Consider the following 16,718-nt stretch of genomic DNA (forward strand, 5'->3'; position numbering starts at 1 on the left):
GGCAACCGCTCGGCGGCCCACCGCGTCTGAACCGCCGTGAGCCGGGGCCCGCGGCCGGTGGGTGCCGGGGCCGGTCAGTTGTTGCGGCCGGCCCGCAGCAGGATCCAGGCCAGCAGGCCCACGCCGACGAACGAGGCGATCACGATGATCCGCAGGAAGAGCCCGGGGCCGTCCTCCGCGGAGATCGGAGCGGCCAGGCTGGCAAGGGCGGCGGTGGACATCTGCGGGGCTCCTCGGACTGCTCGGTGCCGTGGCCTGAGGTGGCCCGGCTCTCCCGGGCAATCAGGGTAAACCGCCCTCACACCGCGGCCGCCCACCGCCCCCGCGGGCGCCGTCCGCGCCGCCCCGGACGGCGTCCCCGCCACCCCGGGCGCGCCGGCGGGGACGAGTGCGCAACCACGGACGTTGTCCGGACAGTCGTTGCAGGCGAAGAACCGCGGGGGCCGGCCGGGGGCCGGGGCCGCCGTCGACAGGGAGGCATCACACCATGACCGACACGACCACGAAGACCCCGAGCCGGCGCCGCCAGCGCTTCCCGGAGATCTCCACCCGGGCCTGGGAGCACCCGGCGGACCGCTCGGCGCTCGTCGCGCTGCGCAAGCTGACCGGCTTCGACGACGTGCTGAAGCGGCTCGCCGGCCTCGTGTCCGAGCGCTCGATCCGGCTGATGTTCCTGGCCACCGCCGTGAAGACCTCCGAGCGGCAGTTCCCCGAGCTGCACAACATGGTCCGCGACGCCGCCTACGTGCTCGACCTCGACAAGGTGCCGGACCTCTACGTCACCCAGGATCCGGCGGTCAACGCCTACTGCATCGGTATCGACTCGCCAGTGATCGTGGTGACCAGCGGCCTGGTGGAGCTGCTGGACGAGGAGGAGCTCCGCTCGGTGATCGGCCACGAGGTCGGCCACGCGATGTCCGGGCACGCCGTGTACCGGACGATGCTGATGATCCTCACCAACATCGCCACCCGGATCGCCTGGGTGCCGCTCGGCAACCTGGCGATCATGGCGATCGTCACCGCGCTCAAGGAGTGGTTCCGCAAGGCGGAGATCTCCAGCGACCGGGCCGGCCTGCTGGCCGGGCAGGACCTCCAGGCCTCGATGCGGGCGCTGATGAAGCTGGCCGGCGGCCACGACGTGGCCGAGATGAACGTGGACGCCTTCCTGGAGCAGGCCGCCGAGTACGAGAAGGCCGGCGACCTGCGCGACGGCGTGCTCAAGCTGCTGCAGGTACTGCCGCAGAGCCACCCGTTCGCGGTGGTCCGGGTCGCCCAGCTGAAGAAGTGGGCCGAGAGCGAGGAGTACCGCTCCATCCTGGCCGGCGCCTACCCGCGCCGCACCGACGACCCGGACGCCTCGGTCGGCGAGCAGTGGCGGGCCGCCGCCGAGCACTACACGACCTCGGTGAAGGAGAGCAAGGACCCGCTGATGGGCCTGATCCGCGACGTCGCGGGCGGTGCGGCCTCGGTCGGCGGCAAGCTCCGGGACACCTTCACCGGCGCCGCGCGCGGCAACGGAAACGGCAGCAGCAACGGCGGCGGCGGCAAGGACGGCGGCTCCGGCGACAACGGCTGAGGCAGCGCCCGCAGGAACGTTTCGGCGGCCCCCCACCACCCGGCCGGGGGCCGCCGACGCACCGCCGCCGACGCACCGCCGCCCGCGTCGGCCGCCCGTCTCAGCTGCCCGCCAGCACCCCGCACACCTGCCAGGCCGGCCGCGCGTGGTTGCCCGGATCCACCGCCTGCGGCCCGGCCGGCGGCGCGGTGGTGTCCGTGCCCGCGAGCACCGGCTGCACCACCCCGGCCAGCGAGCCGTCGCACGGCGCGGGCCCGGCCTGCAGCACCGAGTCCACCAGCCGCAGCTGCGCCGCCGCCAGGTCGACCCGGTCGAACTCGAAGGTCAGCTGGCGCCGTACGGTCTCCAGGGTCACCGGCGCCCCGCTCGGCGCCCCGGCCGCCTTCAGCGCGTAGACGAAGGTGTGGTCGGTGGTGATCCGCAGCGTGCTGCTGTCCGTCTCGTCGATCCGCATCGCGCCCGCCACCTTCACGGTGTCCGCGGCCAGCGCGACCTGCGTCGGGTCGAAGCGGACCAGCCAGCCGGTCAGCGCGTGGTGCCGGTCGTCGACCGGCTGGGCCACGCTCGCGTCGAACTGGGCCTGCTCACCGGGGGTGACGAAGGCCCGCACCTCCGCGGTCGACCCCTGCACCAGCACGGCGGGCGACAGCGAGGACGCCACCAGGTAGCGCTGCACGGTGTCGAGCGCCTTGGTCACCTCCACCCGGGAGAAGTGCCCGGTGGCCGCCCCGGTCGGCGTCCCCAGCCCGACCGCGCCGTCGCTGTAGCCCGGCGGCAGACCGGCGAACGGGCTGGCCGGATCGGCGGCCGGATGGACCGCCGAGGCCGGGCTCAGCGCCACCAGGCTGACGGTCAGCTGGCTGCCCTGCGGGCGGGCGGTGGGCCGCACCGGCGAGCTGACGCCGAAGTACACCGCGGCACCGAACGCCAGCAGGATCACCAGCAGCAGCGCCAGCGCCTGCCGGGGCACGGTGCCCAGCGGCCCCAGCCTGACCTTCGGCCGGGTGGGCCGGCCGAACGCGCCGGACAGCCGCTCCCGGGCCGACAGTTCCTGGATCCGGGCAGCCCGGACGAACGATTCGTCGAAGACGACGGACCGGTACTCGTCATCGTTTCCGGAACCACCCTCGGGCGCACCCTCCGGGGGTTCGCGCGGGTCACCCATGACACCAGGGTAAGGCGCGGGATCGCCCCTCCACGAGGGTCCTGCCGCAGTTCACCGGGTACCCTCCGTGACCGCTCGCGGCCGCCCGGGGCACACCGGGGCGCCCCTTCGACCGCCCGCGCCGCCCCGTCGTTCAGCCCGTCGGCGCGGTGACCACGAGCGACGGCTCGGCCGGCGACGGCGCCGGGTCGGCCCCGGGGCTGCTGCTGCCGGACTCGGGACGCCGCGGCGCACCGCCGGCCCCGCCCACGCCCTGGTAGATCGCCGCGACCGCCACCGCGACCAGGCTCACGCCCATGATCACGGCGAGCACCCAGGCCACCGGGCGGTGCCAGCGCTGCTGGGCGACGTACCGGCCGCGGCCGGCACCGATCGGGTCGAAGCCGCCCGGTCGCCAGCGCCGCGAGCGCCGGCCGGGGCCGGTCCACGGATCGGGGAAGCGGTGGTCGTCGTCGAGCCGGCTCGGGTACGGACGCAGCTCCAGCGGCAACCCGTCCCCGGCCGGGGCGTCGTAGCCCCAGCCCGGCCCGGTCGCGTCCGGCTCGAAGCGGGCCTCGGCGGCGGCGAGCTGCCGCTCCTTGGCCGTCGGCTCGTGCACGGCGGCGGACCGCACGAAGGCCTCGTCGAAGACCACGGTGGCGAACTCGTCGTCCGCACCACCGTGGTCGGCACCGTCGGGGTACGGCAAGCCCCCCACATCGTCAGCCACGGATTCAGCGTATTACCGGGCGGGCGATTTGTCTGGGGCTCGGGACAGTTGGTCCGTCACTCGTGTGAAGGCGGGCCGGCGGCGGCCGGGCCGGGCGGGCTCAGCCGGCGTCGGCGGCGCCGCCCACGGTCGGCGTCGCCGCGCCCCGGACGTGGCCGTCACCAGTGACGATGTACTTGGTGCTGGTCAGCTCGGGCAGGCCCATCGGGCCGCGGGCGTGCAGCTTCTGGGTGGAGATGCCGATCTCGGCGCCGAAGCCGAACTCACCGCCGTCGGTGAACCGGGTCGAGGCGTTGACGGCCACCGTGGTCGAGTCGACGAGCTGCGTGAAGCGGCGGGCGGCGGCCTGCGAGGTGGTGACGATGGCCTCGGTGTGGCCGGAGGTCCAGCGGCGGATGTGCGCGACGGCGGCGTCCAGCGAGGGGACGACGGCGGCCGCGATGTCGTACGACAGGTACTCGGCCTCCCAGTCCTCGTCGGTGGCGGGCAGCACGGTGGCGGCGGAGCCCTCGGCGGCCTTCAGCACCGCGTCGTCGCCGTGCACGGTGACCCCGGCCTCGGCGAGCGCGGCGAGCGCGAGCGGCAGGAAGGCCTCGGCGACGTCCTGGTGGACGAGCAGGGTCTCGGCCGCGTTGCAGACGCTGACCCGCTGGGCCTTGGAGTTGAGCAGGATGCCGACGGCCATCGCGAGGTCCGCCCCGGCGTCGACGTAGACGTGGCAGTTGCCGGTGCCGGTCTCGATGACCGGGACGGTGGAGCCCTCGACGACGGCGCGGATCAGCGAGGCGCCGCCGCGCGGGATGAGCACGTCGACCAGGCCGCGGGCGCGCATCAGCTCCTGCACGGAGTCCCGGCTCTCGCCCGGGACGAGCTGGACCGCGTCGGCCGGCAGCCCGGCGGCGGCGACCGCGTCGCGCACCACGGCGACCAGCGCGGTGTTGGAGCGGTAGGCCGAGGCGGAGCCGCGCAGCAGCACGGCGTTGCCGGACTTCAGGCAGAGCGCGGCGGCGTCGACCGTGACGTTGGGGCGGGCCTCGTAGATGATGCCGACGACGCCGAGCGGGACCCGGACCTGCCGCACGTCCAGGCCGTTGGGCAGGGTGTAGCCGCGCACGACCTCGCCGACCGGGTCGGGCAGGCCCGCCACGTCCCGGACGTCGGCGGCGATGGCGGCGATCCGCTCCTCGGTGAGGGTGAGCCGGTCGATCACCGACTCGGCGGTGCCGGCCGCGCGGGCGCGCTCGACGTCCTCGGCGTTGGCGGCGGTGATCTCGGCGGCCCGGGCGACCAGGGCGTCGGCGACCGCCCGCAGCGCGGCGTCCTTCACGCCGCGCGGCAGCGGGGCGAGCGCGGCGGCGGCCTCCCGGGCTCGGCGCGCTACGGCGAGGACGGGGCTGTCTGCGGTGGCGAGGTCGCTGGTCATGCGCCCAGGGTAGTGGAGGGCCCGGGCCCTCCCCCGCCCCTTTCCGCCCGGTGAGACGGCCCGCCCCGCGGCACGTCAGCAGGGGGAGTCAGTAGGGGTAGACCCCGCCCAGTTGCGGGGGCGGGCCGGCGAAGCCCTCGGCGACCCGCTTGTGGTAGGTCGCCCGGTCCACCACCTCCAGGCCGACGATCTCCCACGGCGGCAGCTTGGCCGTCGCCTTGTGCTCACCCCACAGCCGCAGCGCGATCGCCGCCGCGTCGTGCAGGTCGCGGGCCTGCTCCCAGTAGCGGATCTCGGCGTGGTCGGCGGCGTAGCGGGCGGTCAGGAAGAACGAGTGGTCGTGCGCCAGCCGCTCCAGCCCGGCGCGCAGCTCCGACAGCGGGGTGACCGGCCCGGCCACGCTGAGCACCACGTGCCAGAGCCGGGCCTGCTCCGGGCCGCCGGGCGGTTCGGCGGCGGGGCGCCGCTCCGGGCGGAGCCGGTGCACCGTGCCGGATCCCTGGGGCGGCGGACCGGCCGGCCCGGCGGCGCCGGCGTCCCCGCCGCCGTCGAGGCTGGTCAGCCGCCGGCCCGCGGTCCCTCCGGTCAGCGCTGCCTCGCGCCTGCGTTCCACCGGCGGCCTCCTGTTCGGCGATGTCGTGTCGTCGTACCCGCCGGCCCCGGCCGGCGCGCGTACGACCGCGCCCCACCTCGCCCGTGGCCGGGCGTGCTCCCCGCGCGGAGCCGCCCGCGTTCCGGCGGGTCCGGCGGCGGGTCAGCCGCGCAGGACGACCAGGTCGTCGCGGTGGACGACCTCCCGCTCGTAGGCGGCGCCGAACTCCTGGGCCAGGTCCCGGGTGGACCGGCCGAGCAGGCGGGGCAACTCCCTCGCATCAAAGTTGACCAGTCCGCGCGCCACGATGTGGCCGTTTTCGGCAAGAAGGTCCACCGGATCACCCGCGGCGAACTCGCCGTCGACCTTGGTGACCCCGGCGGGCAGCAGCGAGGCACCGCCGGAGACGACGGCCTCGACGGCGCCGTCGTCCAGGTGCAGGGTGCCGCGGGGGCTGCTGGCGTGGGCGAGCCAGAGCATCCGGTCCGAGGAGCGGCTGCCGGTGCGCAGGAACAGGGTGCCGGTGGGGCGGCCGGCGAGCGCGTCGGCGGCGTGGCTGGCGGCGGTGAGGACGACGGGGATGCCGGCGCCGGTGGCGATCCGGGCGGCCTCGACCTTGGTGACCATGCCGCCGGTGCCGACCCCGGCCTTGCCGGCGCTGCCGATCTCGATGCCGTCGAGGTCGTGCGGTCCGGAGACCTCGGCGATCCGGCTGGTGCCGGGGCGGGACGGGTCGCCGTCGTAGAGGCCGTCGACGTCGGAGAGCAGCACGAGCAGGTCGGCGCGGACCAGGTGGGCGACGAGGGCGGCCAGCCGGTCGTTGTCGCCGAACTTGATTTCGGCGGTGGCGACGGTGTCGTTCTCGTTGACGACCGGCATGGCGCCCATCGCGAGCAGCTGGTCGAGGGTGCGGTAGGCGTTGCGGTAGTGGGCGCGCCGGCTGGCGTCCTCGGCGGTGAGCAGGACCTGGCCGACGCGCAGGCCGTAGCGGGCGAAGGAGGCGGTGTAGCGGGCGATCAGCAGGCCCTGGCCGACGCTGGCGGCGGCCTGCTGGCGGGCGAGGTCCTTGGGGCGGCGCTCCAGGCCGAGCGGGGAGAGGCCGGCGGCGATGGCGCCGGAGGAGACGAGCACGATCTCGGGGGCGTCGGGGCGGGTGCGGACCTTGGCGAGGGCGTCGACGAGGGCGTCGACCCGGTCGGCGTCGATGCCGCCGGCGGCCGTGGTGAGTGAGGAGGAGCCGACCTTGACGACGATGCGCCGCGCGGTCAGCACCTCCGCCCGCAGTTCGTCCTCGCTCATCTGGGGTTTCGCCCTTCCGGTGTGGTGCGCTGGCGGCGGGCCCTGGCCCGGTCGTATCCCCCGCAATCTACGCGATCGGCACGCCCGGTCCGCACCCCGTTCCAGCGGCCGGACAGCGCCCGCGAGGGCCGCCGGACGCCCGACGCCGCGTCAACGGCGAAGCCCCCGGCGCCCGTTGGAAGGGCGGCGGGGGCTTCACCGGTTTCACGGACCGGACTCAGTAGTCCTCGTCGTCGCCCTCGATGGCGGCCTGGCGGCCGCTGGAGAGCGCCTCGAAGGCGAGGTACTCGGCCTCGGCGGCGTCCCGGCCCTTCTGCTTGTCACGGCGGCGGTCGACGGCCGGGCGCTGGGTCTCGAAGCGGTGGTCCTCACCGCGGCGGCCGAGCATCTCGGCGCCGGCGGCCATGGTCGGCTCCCAGTCGAAGACGACGGCGTTCTCGTCGGGGCCGATGACGACGGTGTCGCCCTCCTGGGCGCCGACCTTCCACAGCTCCTGCTCGACGCCCAGGCGGGCGAGCCGGTCGGCGAGGTAGCCGACGGCCTCGTCGTTCGAGAAGTCGGTCTGCCGCACCCAGCGCTCGGGCTTGCTGCCGCGGATGTGGTAGGTGCCGTCCTCCTCGGTGATGGTGAAGCCGGCGTCGTCCACGGCGACGGGCCGCAGCACGATCCGGGTGGACTCCTCGACCGGCTTGGCGGCGCGGGCCTCGGCGACGATCTGCGCCAGGGCGAAGCTGAGTTCGCGCAGGCCCTTGCGGGAGGCGGCGGAGACCTCGAAGACGCGGTAGCCGCGCTCCTCCAGGGAGGCGCGGGTGAGGTCGGCGATGTCCTGGCCGTCCGGCACGTCGACCTTGTTGAGGGCGACCAGGCGCGGCCGGTCGTCGAGACCGCCGTACTGGGCGAGCTCGTCCTCGATGGTCTCCAGGTCGCTCAGCGGGTCGCGGCCGGGCTCCAGGGTCGCGCAGTCCAGGACGTGCACGAGCACCGAGCAGCGCTCGACGTGCCGCAGGAACTCCAGGCCCAGGCCCTTGCCCTGGCTGGCGCCGGGGATGAGACCGGGGACGTCGGCGATGGTGTAGACGGTGTCGCCCGCGGTGACCACGCCGAGGTTGGGGATCAGGGTGGTGAACGGGTAGTCGGCGATCTTCGGCTTGGCGGCGGAGAGCACCGAGATCAGCGAGGACTTGCCGGCGCTCGGGTAGCCGACGAGGGCGACGTCGGCGACGGACTTGAGCTCCATGACGATGTCGCGGGCCTCGCCGGGCTCGCCGAGCAGCGCGAAGCCGGGGGCCTTGCGGCGGGCCGAGGCGAGGGCGGCGTTGCCGAGGCCCCCGCGGCCGCCCTGGGCGGCGACGAAGCTGGTGCCGTGGCCGACGAGGTCGGCGAGCACGTTGCCCTGCTTGTCGAGGACCACGGTGCCGTCCGGCACGGCGAGGACGAGGTCCTGGCCGTCGGCGCCGGTGCGGTGGCCGCCCGCGCCGGGCTTGCCGTTGGTGGCCTTGCGCTTGGGCGAGTGGTGGTACTCGAGCAGGGTGGTGACCTGCGCGTCGACGACGAGGATGACGCTGCCGCCCTCACCGCCGTTGCCGCCGTCCGGGCCGCCGAGCGGCTTGAACTTCTCGCGGTGCACGGAGGCGCAGCCGTGGCCCCCGCTGCCCGCGGCGACGTGGAGCTCGACGCGGTCCACGAAGGTGGTCATGGGTGTGCCTCCGATACGAAGAAGATGATGCTGCCTGCGGTAAAGCGCGAAGGGTGGACCGGAACATTCCGGCCCACCCTTCAGTGTGAGTCAGGTGTGACTCAGGCCTCGACGGCCACGATGTTGACGACCTTGCGGCCGCGGCGGGTGCCGAACTGCACGGCACCGGCGGTCAGCGCGAACAGGGTGTCGTCGCCACCGCGGCCGACACCGGCACCCGGGTGGAAGTGGGTGCCGCGCTGGCGGACGAGGATCTCGCCGGCGGAGACGACCTGGCCACCGAAGCGCTTCACGCCGAGGCGCTGTGCGTTCGAGTCACGGCCGTTGCGGGTAGAGCTTGCGCCCTTCTTGTGTGCCATCTGGCTATCCCCTTACTTGACCGAGTCGATGCTGGTGATGCGCACCGCGGTGTGCTGCTGGCGGTGACCCTGGCGACGGCGGTAGCCCGTCTTGTTCTTGTAGCGCAGGATGACGATCTTGTCACCCTTGGTCTGGTCGACGACCTCGGCGTGGGCCTTCACGCCGGCCAGCACCCACGGGTCGGAGGTGACGGCCTCGCCGTCGACCACCAGGATGGTGGAGAGCTCCACCGAGTCACCCGGCTTGGCCTCGATACGGTCGATCTCCAGCACGTCGCCGACGGCGACCTTGTGCTGGCGGCCGCCTGCGCGAACGATCGCGTACATGCGGTACCTACTTTCCCAACTCGGTCGGAACTCCTGATGCCAGCCACCTGGGTACGGACACAGGGGACCTCTCCCGCTGGACTCTTGCGAGACCCGGGAGGTGATGTGCTCGGGAGCAAGGCGTAGACACGCCAGTGGTCAAGAATACGGACCGGCCGCCGCGGGGGCAAACCGGCCCGTACGGGCCCGGGGCGGACGGGGTCCGCCCCGGGCCGGGCACTACTCGGCCGCCGTATCACCCTCGGCGGCCGCCGCCTTCTTGGCCGCCGCGCTCGTCCGCTTGGTGGCGGTCTTGCGGGCGGTGGTCTTCTTCGCCGCCGTCGTCGTCTTCTTGGCGGCGGTGGTCTTCTTGGCGGCGGTCTTGCGGGCCGCCCGCTTCTTCGGCGCCGGCGCCTCCTCGGCGGGCTCCTCGGCCGCGGCCGGCTCGGCGGCGACGGCCTCGGCGGCGACGGCCTCGGCGACCGGCTCGGCCGGGGCCTCCGCCTCGGCCGCCTCGACCGGCTCGACCGGCTGCTCGTCGGCCGGAGCCTGCGCGGCCGGGCTGACGGCCGCGAGGGCCGACTCCAGCGCCGCCTCGGCCTTGGCCTGGAGCACCACGATCTCCGCCTCGCCCGGCGCGCCGGCCGGAGCCGTGGCCTTGCGCACCGCCCGGCGGCGGGGCCGCCCGGTGGGCGTGGTGACGGGGGCCGGCTCGACCGGGGCCTCGACGACCTCGGCCTCGGCCACGACCGGCTCGGCGACGGCCTCGGCCGGCGCCTCCTCGGCACCCGGCACCTCGATCGCCAGCTGGCCCTCGATCTCCTCGCGGACCGGCGCCTCGACGGCGGCCTCGACGGCCTCCACCGGCTCGACGGCCTCGACGACGGCCTGCGGCTCCTCGTGCGCCGCGCCGCCCTTGCCACGGCGCCGGCGCTTGCCGCCGCCCGGGCCCGCCTCGGCGGCGGCCGTGCCGCCACCGCCGTGCACGTGGGTGCTCGGCTGCTCCATGTGGACGATCACACCGCGGCCGTTGCAGTGCACGCAGGGCTCGGAGAAGGACTCCAGCAGCCCCTGGCCGACCCGCTTGCGGGTCATCTGCACCAGGCCCAGCGAGGTGACCTCGGCCACCTGGTGCTTGGTCCGGTCCCGGCCCAGGCACTCCAGCAGGCGGCGCAGCACCAGGTCGCGGTTGGACTCCAGGACCATGTCGATGAAGTCGATCACGATGATGCCGCCGAGGTCGCGCAGCCGCAGCTGGCGCACGATCTCCTCGGCCGCCTCGATGTTGTTCCGGGTGACCGTCTCCTCCAGGTTGCCGCCCTGGCCGACGAACTTCCCGGTGTTGACGTCGATGACGACCATCGCCTCGGTGCGGTCGATCACCAGCGAGCCGCCGCTGGGCAGCCAGACCTTGCGGTCCAGCGCCTTCATCAGCTGCTCGTCGATCCGGTAGGTGGCGAACACGTCCACCTCGGAGGTCCACCGCTGGAGCCGCCCGGCGAGGTCCGGCGCCACGTTGGAGACGTAGTCGTGGATGGTGCTCCACGCCTCGTCGCCGGAGACGATGACCTTGGTGAAGTCCTCGTTGAAGATGTCGCGGACGACCCGGACGGTCATGTCCGGCTCGCCGTACAGCAGCGCGGGGGCGTTGCCGGTCGCGGCCTTCTTCTGGATGTCCTCCCACTGCTGCTGCAGTCGCTGGACGTCGCGGGTCAGCTCCTCCTCGGAGGCGCCCTCGGCGGCGGTGCGCACGATCACGCCCGCGTCGTCCGGGACGATCTTCTTCAGGATCTGCTTCAGGCGGGCGCGCTCGTTCTCCGGCAGCTTGCGGGAGATGCCGGTCATCGAGCCCTCGGGCACGTAGACCAGGTAACGGCCGGGCAGCGAGATCTGGCTGGTCAGCCGGGCGCCCTTGTGGCCGATCGGGTCCTTGGAGACCTGCACCAGCACGGACTGGCCGGACTTCAGCACCGACTCGATCCGGCGCGGGCCGCCGTGACCGCCGAGCGCGCCGAAGTTGACCTCGCCGGCGTACAGCACCGCGTTGCGGCCCTTGCCGATGTCGACGAAGGCGGCCTCCATGGACGGCAGCACGTTCTGGACCTTGCCCAGGTAGACGTTGCCGACGTACGAGGTGGCCTGCTCCTTGTTGACGTAGTGCTCGACGAGCACGCCGTCCTCGAGGACGCCGATCTGGGTCCGCTGGCCGTTCTGGCGCACCACCATGACGCGCTCGACCGACTCGCGGCGGGCCAGGAACTCGGCCTCGGTGATGATCGGCACCCGGCGGCGGCCCAGCTCGCGGCCCTCGCGGCGGCGCTGCTTCTTGGCCTCCAGGCGGGTGGAGCCCTTGATGGACTGCACCTCGTCCGGGTCGAAGGACGGCTCGGTGGAGCGGCGGCGCGGCTCGCGCACCTTCACCACCGTGCGGACGCCGTCCTCGGTGGTCTCGGCGGTCTCGACGGCGCCGGCCTCACCACTGCGGCGGCGACGGCGGCGACGGCGGCGCGACGAGGACAGGCCGGCGGCGAGGTCGTCGTCCTCGTCCTCCTCGTCGGCCGGCTCCTCGACGGCGGACTGCTCGGTCTCGGGCGCCTCGGCCTCGCCCTCCTCCGCCTCACCGCGACGGCGGCGGCGGCCACCCCGGCGGCGGCGGCGCGACGGGCGGCCGTCCTCCCACTCGTCCTCGGCCTCGGGGCCGGTGGCGGGGGTCTCGACGGCGGCGGGCGCCTCGGCGGGCGGCTCCTCGGCGACGGGCCTGGCCGCGACGGGCTTCTCGGCGACGGGCTTGGCCGCCGCCGGCTTCTCGGCGGCGGGCTTCTCCGCGGCGGGCTTCTGGCGGGCCGGGGTCTGCACCCGCACCGAGGTGCGGACGCGGCGGCGGCGGCCGACGCCGCTGTACTCGAACTCGTCCTCCGGCTCGCGCTCCGCCGGCGCGGCGGGCGCCTCGGCGGCGGCCGGCTGCGGGGCCGCCGACTGCGGGGCGGCCGACGCGGACGGGGCGACGTAGGGGGCGGGCTCCTGGAAGACCGGCGCCTGGAAGATCGCGGTGGACGGGCGGACCGCGCGGCGGCGCACCCGGTGCGGCGGCTCGGCCTCGGCGGCGGGCGCCGGGGCGGGCTGCTCGGCGGCGGGGGCCTCGGCCGGGGTCTCCTCGGCCTCGGGCTCCTCGACGGCGGGCTCCTCGGCCACCGGCTCCTCGACGGCGGGGGCGGCCTCGACCACCGGGGCGGCCTCGACCACGCGGCGGCGGCGGGCCCGGCGGGCCGGGGCGGCCGGGGCCTCCTCGGCGGGCGCCTCGACGGCCGCCGGCTCGACGACCGGCGCGGCGGCCGGCCCGGGCTCGGCGACGGCCTGCACCGGCTCCTCGACCGGCGCGGCCTCGGCCTTCTTGCGGGTCCGGCGGGCCCGCACGGGCTTCTCCGCCTTCTCCGCCGTCTCGGGCGCCTCGGCCGTCTCGACCTTCTCGGCCGCCTTGGCCTTCGCCGTCTTCCTCGCCTTGCCGGCGCCGGCCGCGACCACCGTCTCGCCGGCGTCCGGCGCGGTGACCACGATGGCGGTGGCCTCGGGCGCACCGGCGGGCGCCTCGGCACGCTTGCGGGTGCGGCGGGCCCGCACCGGCTTCTCCGCGGCCGGCTCGGCGGCGGCCGGCGTCTCGGCCGGCTTCACCTCGGTCTCGGCCGCGATGACCGTCTCGGCGCCCTCGGCGGCCGCGCCCTGGGGCGCTCCGGCCGGGCGGGACACCGCGCGGCGGCGCCGGCGCGGCGGCGCGGCGGACGCGCCCTCGCCACCGGTCGCGGCGGTGTCGTTCGGTTCCGTTGCCGCAGACTGCTGCGGATCGGTGTTCTCGAGCATGCGGGTGGATCTCCCGTCAGGCCCCCGGGCTCCGCATCCGGGCACGGCACGGCACCGGTGGCCGGCCGGCATCACGACGATGCTCGGGCCGGACCCTCTCACGGTGCCGCCGTGCGGACGCGAGGCCGCACAGGGGCTCGTAGTCTCGCTCGGCGCCCCGCGCTCGGCGGGGTGTCGAAAGTCTTCTGGTCTGACCAGTCTTCTGAGGTTTTCCCAAGCTGCGCCGTTCCCCAACCCCGGGTGGCTCCCGGACGGGGTCCTCGGGCCCACCGACCCTCGGGGTCGGCGGGCCGCAAGAGGCCGGCCTGTGCTTCGACGACGCTCGCTCCCCTGGGGAGCCGCGGGGGCCTGGAGGACCAGCGGGCCCAGTGGGGAACTGGACCCGGCCTCCGCCCGCTAGGCGGACGCGGTTGCGCGCGGCTCGCCGGCCGCCACAGGGCCGGCCGGGGCCGCGGCGCGGTCGAGCGCCAGCGGGTCGGTCACCGTGCCGGTCCCCTCGTCGAGCGGCCCCTGCGCCAGCCTGGTCACCTCTGCGGGGACCGGCGGCGCCAGGTCGGCCGTCGCACGGAGACCGGACAACACGTCGTCGGGTCGTACGGCGGGTGTGGCGTGTCGTACTACCAGGCGCAGTATCGCACAGGGACGCCCGGTCCGAACATCGCGGGCCTCTTCGCCCGCCGTGTCCGCACCGCCGTCGACCTGCGCGGGGAGGACTTCGAGAGCCGCCACCGCGCCGCGCGCGTCGAAGACCCGGACGCCGTTCTTGGTGAGGCGTTCGACCTCGACCCGCTCCTCGGCGAGGAACGCCGCGACCGCGCGGCCCGCCTCCTGCGGCTCGACCCCGTCGAGCCGCACCCGCCACTCGGAGGCCTCCAGGCGCTCCACGAAGTTGGGCGTGCGCACCTCGACCGCGTCGATCACGTCGAGGCCCCCGGGCAGCGACTCGTCCAGTTGGACGCGCAGTTCCTCGGGGTCGCGGGGGGCGGCGAGCCCGATCTCCAGGTACTCCGCCTCGCTGGCCACACCGGTCGGCGCGGCGTTGGCGTAGGACACCTTGGGGTGCGGGGTGAAGCCGGCCGAGTAGGCCATCGGCACCGCCGACCGGCGCAGGGCGCGCTCGAAGGCGCGCTGGAAGTCGCGGTGGCTGGTGAAGCGGAGCCGGCCGCGCTTGGTGTAGCGGAGACGGATCCGCTGCACCGTCGGCGCGGGCGGCGGACCGTCGGGCGTGCGGCGTGCCAGGTCGCTCAGTCCTTCGTCAGTTTTTCCCCGTCCGCAGCGGCGGGGTTCTCCCGCCACCGTCCGGACGCTGTCACCTCAAAGGGTACGCGCCCCGACCCACCCCTCGCCCCGCCCCCGGCCGACGCCCGGCTCTCAGGCCGGCGCCCCGGGCTCCGCGAGCCACCGGGTCCTGAGCCCGGGACGCCAGTCGTGCGCTTTCGATCGGGCCGGGCAGAGCGTTCCGCCTCGGTCGACGGAGCGCCCCCTCGGACAGGTCCGACGGGGCGCTCCGGATGTACGAACTACTTGTTCACCACGGTGAGCGGCAGGAGCTTCTTGCCGGTGGGGCCGATCTGGATGTGGGTGTCCATCTGGGGACACACGCCGCAGTCGAAGCACGGGGTCCAGCGGCAGTCGTCGACCTCGACCTCCTCCAGGGCGTCCTGCCAGTCCTCCCAGAGCCAGTCCTTGTCGAGGCCGCTGTCCAGGTGGTCCCAGGGCAGGACCTCCTCGTAGCCGCGCTCGCGGGTGGTGTACCAGTCGACGTCGACGCCGGTGCCGGCCAGGCCCTTCCCGGCGGACGCCATCCAGCGGTCGTAGGAGAAGTGCTCGCGCCAGCCGTCGAAGCGGCCGCCGTCCTCGTAGACCGCGCGGATGATCGCGCCGACCCGGCGGTCACCGCGGGAGAGCAGGCCCTCGACGATGCCGGGCTTGCCGTCGTGGTAGCGGTAGCCGATGTTCTTGCCGTACTTGCGGTCGCCGCGGATCGAGTCGCGCAGCTTGGCCAGGCGGGCGTCGGTGGCCTCGGCGGACAGCTGCGGGGCCCACTGGAACGGGGTGTGCGGCTTGGGCACGAACCCGCCGATGGAGACGGTGCAGCGGATGTCGTTCTGGCCGGTGACCTCGCGGCCCTTCTGGATGACGTTCTTCGCCATCTCGCCGATCTGGAGCACGTCCTCGTCGGTCTCGGTGGGCAGGCCGCACATGAAGTACAGCTTCACCTGGCGCCAGCCGTTGCCGTAGGCGGTGGCGACGGTGCGGATGAGGTCCTCCTCCGACACCATCTTGTTGATCACCTTGCGCATGCGCTCGCTGCCGCCCTCGGGGGCGAAGGTGAGGCCGGAGCGGCGGCCGTTGCGGCTGAGCTCGTTGGCGAGGTCGATGTTGAAGGCGTCCACGCGGGTGGACGGCAGCGACAGGCCGATCTTGTCGTCCGCGTAGCGGTCGGCCAGACCCTTGGCGACGTCGCCGATCTCCGTGTGGTCCGCGGAGGACAGCGACAGCAGGCCGACCTCCTCGAAGCCGGTGGCCTTGAGCCCGCGCTCGACCATCTCGCCGATGCCGGTGATGCTTCGCTCCCGCACGGGGCGCGTGATCATGCCGGCCTGGCAGAAACGGCAGCCGCGGGTGCAGCCGCGGAAGATCTCCACGGACATCCGCTCGTGCACGGTCTCCGCGAGCGGGACGAGCGGCTGCTTCGGGTAGGGCCACTCGTCGAGGTCCATCACGGTGTGCTTGGAGACCCGCCACGGCACACCGGGGGCGTTGGGGACGACGCGCCCGATCCGGCCGTCGGCCAGGTACTCGACGTCGTAGAACTTCGGGACGTACACGCCGCCGGTGCGCGCCAGGCGCAGCAGCAGTTCGTCGCGCCCGCCGGGGCGTCCCTCGGCCTTCCACTCCCGGACGATCCGCGTGATGTCCAGCACGGCCTGCTCGCCGTCGCCGATCACCGCGCAGTCGATGAAGTCCGCGATCGGCTCGGGGTTGAACGCGGCGTGGCCGCCGGCCAGCACGACCGGGTCCTCGTCGGTCCGGTCGCGGGCCTCCAGCGGGATGCCGGCCAGTTCGAGCGCGGCCAGCATGTTGGTGTAGCCCAGCTCGGTGGAGAAGGAGAGCCCGAACACGTCGAAGGCGCGCACCGGCCGGTGGGCGTCCACGGTGAACTGGGGGACGCCGTGCTCGCGCATCAGCGCCTCGAGGTCCGGCCAGACGCTGTAGGTGCGCTCGGCCAGGACGCCCTCCTGCTCGTTGAGCACCTCGTAGAGGATCATGACGCCCTGGTTGGGCAGGCCCACCTCGTAGGCGTCGGGGTACATCAGCGCCCAGCGGACGTCGCAGGCGTCCCAGTCCTTGACGGTCGAGTTGAGCTCGCCGCCGACGTACTGGATCGGCTTCTGGACGTGCGGGAGGAGGGCCTCCAGGCGTGGGAAGACCGATTCGACAGTCATGAGTACTAGGAACCCTTACGACGTTCGGGACCGCCGCGCGCTTGGCGGGGGCGACGGCTGGGAGGGGTGACCCTCAAGGGTAGCCGAACCGCCGCGGCCCCCGGCGCGGCCGAGGGCGGGATCCGCGGCCCGGGGCGGGGATCCCGGCACGTGAACGCGGCCCCACCGGCGCTCCACCGCGAGCCCACCGCGGCCCCACCGCGGGTGCCCGACGACTGTTGACACGCTCGGAGCGCGCGTGCGGTACTGGCAAGGCTCCACCGGAAGGTCCTGTGCGCCCCCGGAACGA

13 protein-coding genes are annotated in these 16,718 nt (G+C 74.5%); 1 reads left to right on the forward strand and 12 read right to left on the reverse strand.

What is annotated here, in order from left to right:
- Window positions 1-74: 74 nt before the first annotated feature.
- A complete protein-coding gene (locus tag ABT093_RS28285; RefSeq protein ID WP_350569257.1) occupies window positions 75-221 on the reverse strand; it encodes a hypothetical protein in 147 nt (48 codons plus the stop codon).
- Between the two features lie 266 nt (window positions 222-487).
- Between ABT093_RS28285 and ABT093_RS28290 the strand changes: the two genes are divergently transcribed.
- Window positions 488-1,576 carry a M48 family metallopeptidase gene (locus tag ABT093_RS28290; RefSeq protein WP_350569259.1) on the forward strand — a complete coding sequence of 363 codons (1,089 nt, stop codon included), beginning with the start codon at window positions 488-490 and terminating at the stop codon, window positions 1,574-1,576.
- A gap of 100 nt (window positions 1,577-1,676) precedes the next feature.
- Here the strand turns inward: ABT093_RS28290 and ABT093_RS28295 are convergent, their stop codons facing one another.
- From ABT093_RS28295 to ABT093_RS28345, 11 genes are all read right to left on the reverse strand, one after another.
- Window positions 1,677-2,741 (reverse strand): SCO2583 family membrane protein, encoded by a 1,065-nt coding sequence (locus ABT093_RS28295; RefSeq protein ID WP_350569261.1) that lies wholly within the window; start codon window positions 2,739-2,741, stop codon window positions 1,677-1,679.
- Between the two features lie 133 nt (window positions 2,742-2,874).
- A complete protein-coding gene (locus tag ABT093_RS28300; protein WP_350569263.1) occupies window positions 2,875-3,450 on the reverse strand; it encodes an SCO2584 family spore wall biosynthesis protein in 576 nt (191 codons plus the stop codon).
- A 100-nt stretch (window positions 3,451-3,550) separates the two neighbouring features.
- Window positions 3,551-4,873 (reverse strand): glutamate-5-semialdehyde dehydrogenase, encoded by a 1,323-nt coding sequence (locus ABT093_RS28305; RefSeq protein WP_350569265.1) that lies wholly within the window; start codon window positions 4,871-4,873, stop codon window positions 3,551-3,553.
- An 88-nt stretch (window positions 4,874-4,961) separates the two neighbouring features.
- On the reverse strand, window positions 4,962-5,486 hold the full coding sequence (locus tag ABT093_RS28310; RefSeq protein WP_350569267.1) for a DUF8830 family protein: 525 nt from the start codon (window positions 5,484-5,486) through the stop codon (window positions 4,962-4,964).
- A gap of 141 nt (window positions 5,487-5,627) precedes the next feature.
- On the reverse strand, window positions 5,628-6,764 hold the full coding sequence (gene proB / locus ABT093_RS28315; protein ID WP_350569269.1) for a glutamate 5-kinase: 1,137 nt from the start codon (window positions 6,762-6,764) through the stop codon (window positions 5,628-5,630).
- 217 nt (window positions 6,765-6,981) lie between these two features.
- Entirely contained in the window at window positions 6,982-8,460 is a 1,479-nt protein-coding gene (obgE, locus tag ABT093_RS28320; protein ID WP_350569270.1) for a GTPase ObgE, read from the reverse strand.
- A gap of 101 nt (window positions 8,461-8,561) precedes the next feature.
- Window positions 8,562-8,819 (reverse strand): 50S ribosomal protein L27, encoded by a 258-nt coding sequence (rpmA, locus tag ABT093_RS28325; RefSeq protein ID WP_030309712.1) that lies wholly within the window; start codon window positions 8,817-8,819, stop codon window positions 8,562-8,564.
- A 12-nt stretch (window positions 8,820-8,831) separates the two neighbouring features.
- Complete coding sequence (gene rplU, locus ABT093_RS28330; RefSeq protein WP_030309710.1) at window positions 8,832-9,146, reverse strand: 50S ribosomal protein L21; 315 nt, start codon at window positions 9,144-9,146, stop codon at window positions 8,832-8,834.
- A gap of 219 nt (window positions 9,147-9,365) precedes the next feature.
- Complete coding sequence (locus ABT093_RS28335) at window positions 9,366-12,980, reverse strand: Rne/Rng family ribonuclease (protein WP_350569272.1); 3,615 nt, start codon at window positions 12,978-12,980, stop codon at window positions 9,366-9,368.
- Between the two features lie 396 nt (window positions 12,981-13,376).
- Window positions 13,377-14,177, reverse strand: a complete 801-nt coding sequence (locus tag ABT093_RS28340; protein ID WP_350569340.1) for a TIGR03936 family radical SAM-associated protein — start codon at window positions 14,175-14,177, stop codon at window positions 13,377-13,379.
- A 323-nt stretch (window positions 14,178-14,500) separates the two neighbouring features.
- The gene (locus ABT093_RS28345; RefSeq protein ID WP_350569274.1) at window positions 14,501-16,429 is read right to left on the reverse strand and encodes a TIGR03960 family B12-binding radical SAM protein; all 1,929 of its coding nucleotides are present in this window, start codon (window positions 16,427-16,429) and stop codon (window positions 14,501-14,503) included.
- Window positions 16,430-16,718: the final 289 nt, after the last annotated feature.

It is taken from the genome of Kitasatospora sp. NPDC002551 (assembly GCF_040296005.1).
Classification (GTDB): domain Bacteria; phylum Actinomycetota; class Actinomycetes; order Streptomycetales; family Streptomycetaceae; genus Kitasatospora.

Coding starts and splice junctions, on each gene's coding strand:
- ABT093_RS28285 (WP_350569257.1), bottom strand. CDS start 221: ATGTCCACCGCCGCCCTTGCCAGCCTGGCCGCTCCGATCTCCGCGGAG.
- ABT093_RS28290 (WP_350569259.1), top strand. CDS start 488: ATGACCGACACGACCACGAAGACCCCGAGCCGGCGCCGCCAGCGCTTC.
- ABT093_RS28295 (WP_350569261.1), bottom strand. CDS start 2,741: ATGGGTGACCCGCGCGAACCCCCGGAGGGTGCGCCCGAGGGTGGTTCC.
- ABT093_RS28305 (WP_350569265.1), bottom strand. CDS start 4,873: ATGACCAGCGACCTCGCCACCGCAGACAGCCCCGTCCTCGCCGTAGCG.
- proB (WP_350569269.1), bottom strand. CDS start 6,764: ATGAGCGAGGACGAACTGCGGGCGGAGGTGCTGACCGCGCGGCGCATC.
- obgE (WP_350569270.1), bottom strand. CDS start 8,460: ATGACCACCTTCGTGGACCGCGTCGAGCTCCACGTCGCCGCGGGCAGC.
- rpmA (WP_030309712.1), bottom strand. CDS start 8,819: ATGGCACACAAGAAGGGCGCAAGCTCTACCCGCAACGGCCGTGACTCG.
- rplU (WP_030309710.1), bottom strand. CDS start 9,146: ATGTACGCGATCGTTCGCGCAGGCGGCCGCCAGCACAAGGTCGCCGTC.
- ABT093_RS28335 (WP_350569272.1), bottom strand. CDS start 12,980: ATGCTCGAGAACACCGATCCGCAGCAGTCTGCGGCAACGGAACCGAAC.
- ABT093_RS28345 (WP_350569274.1), bottom strand. CDS start 16,429: ATGACTGTCGAATCGGTCTTCCCACGCCTGGAGGCCCTCCTCCCGCAC.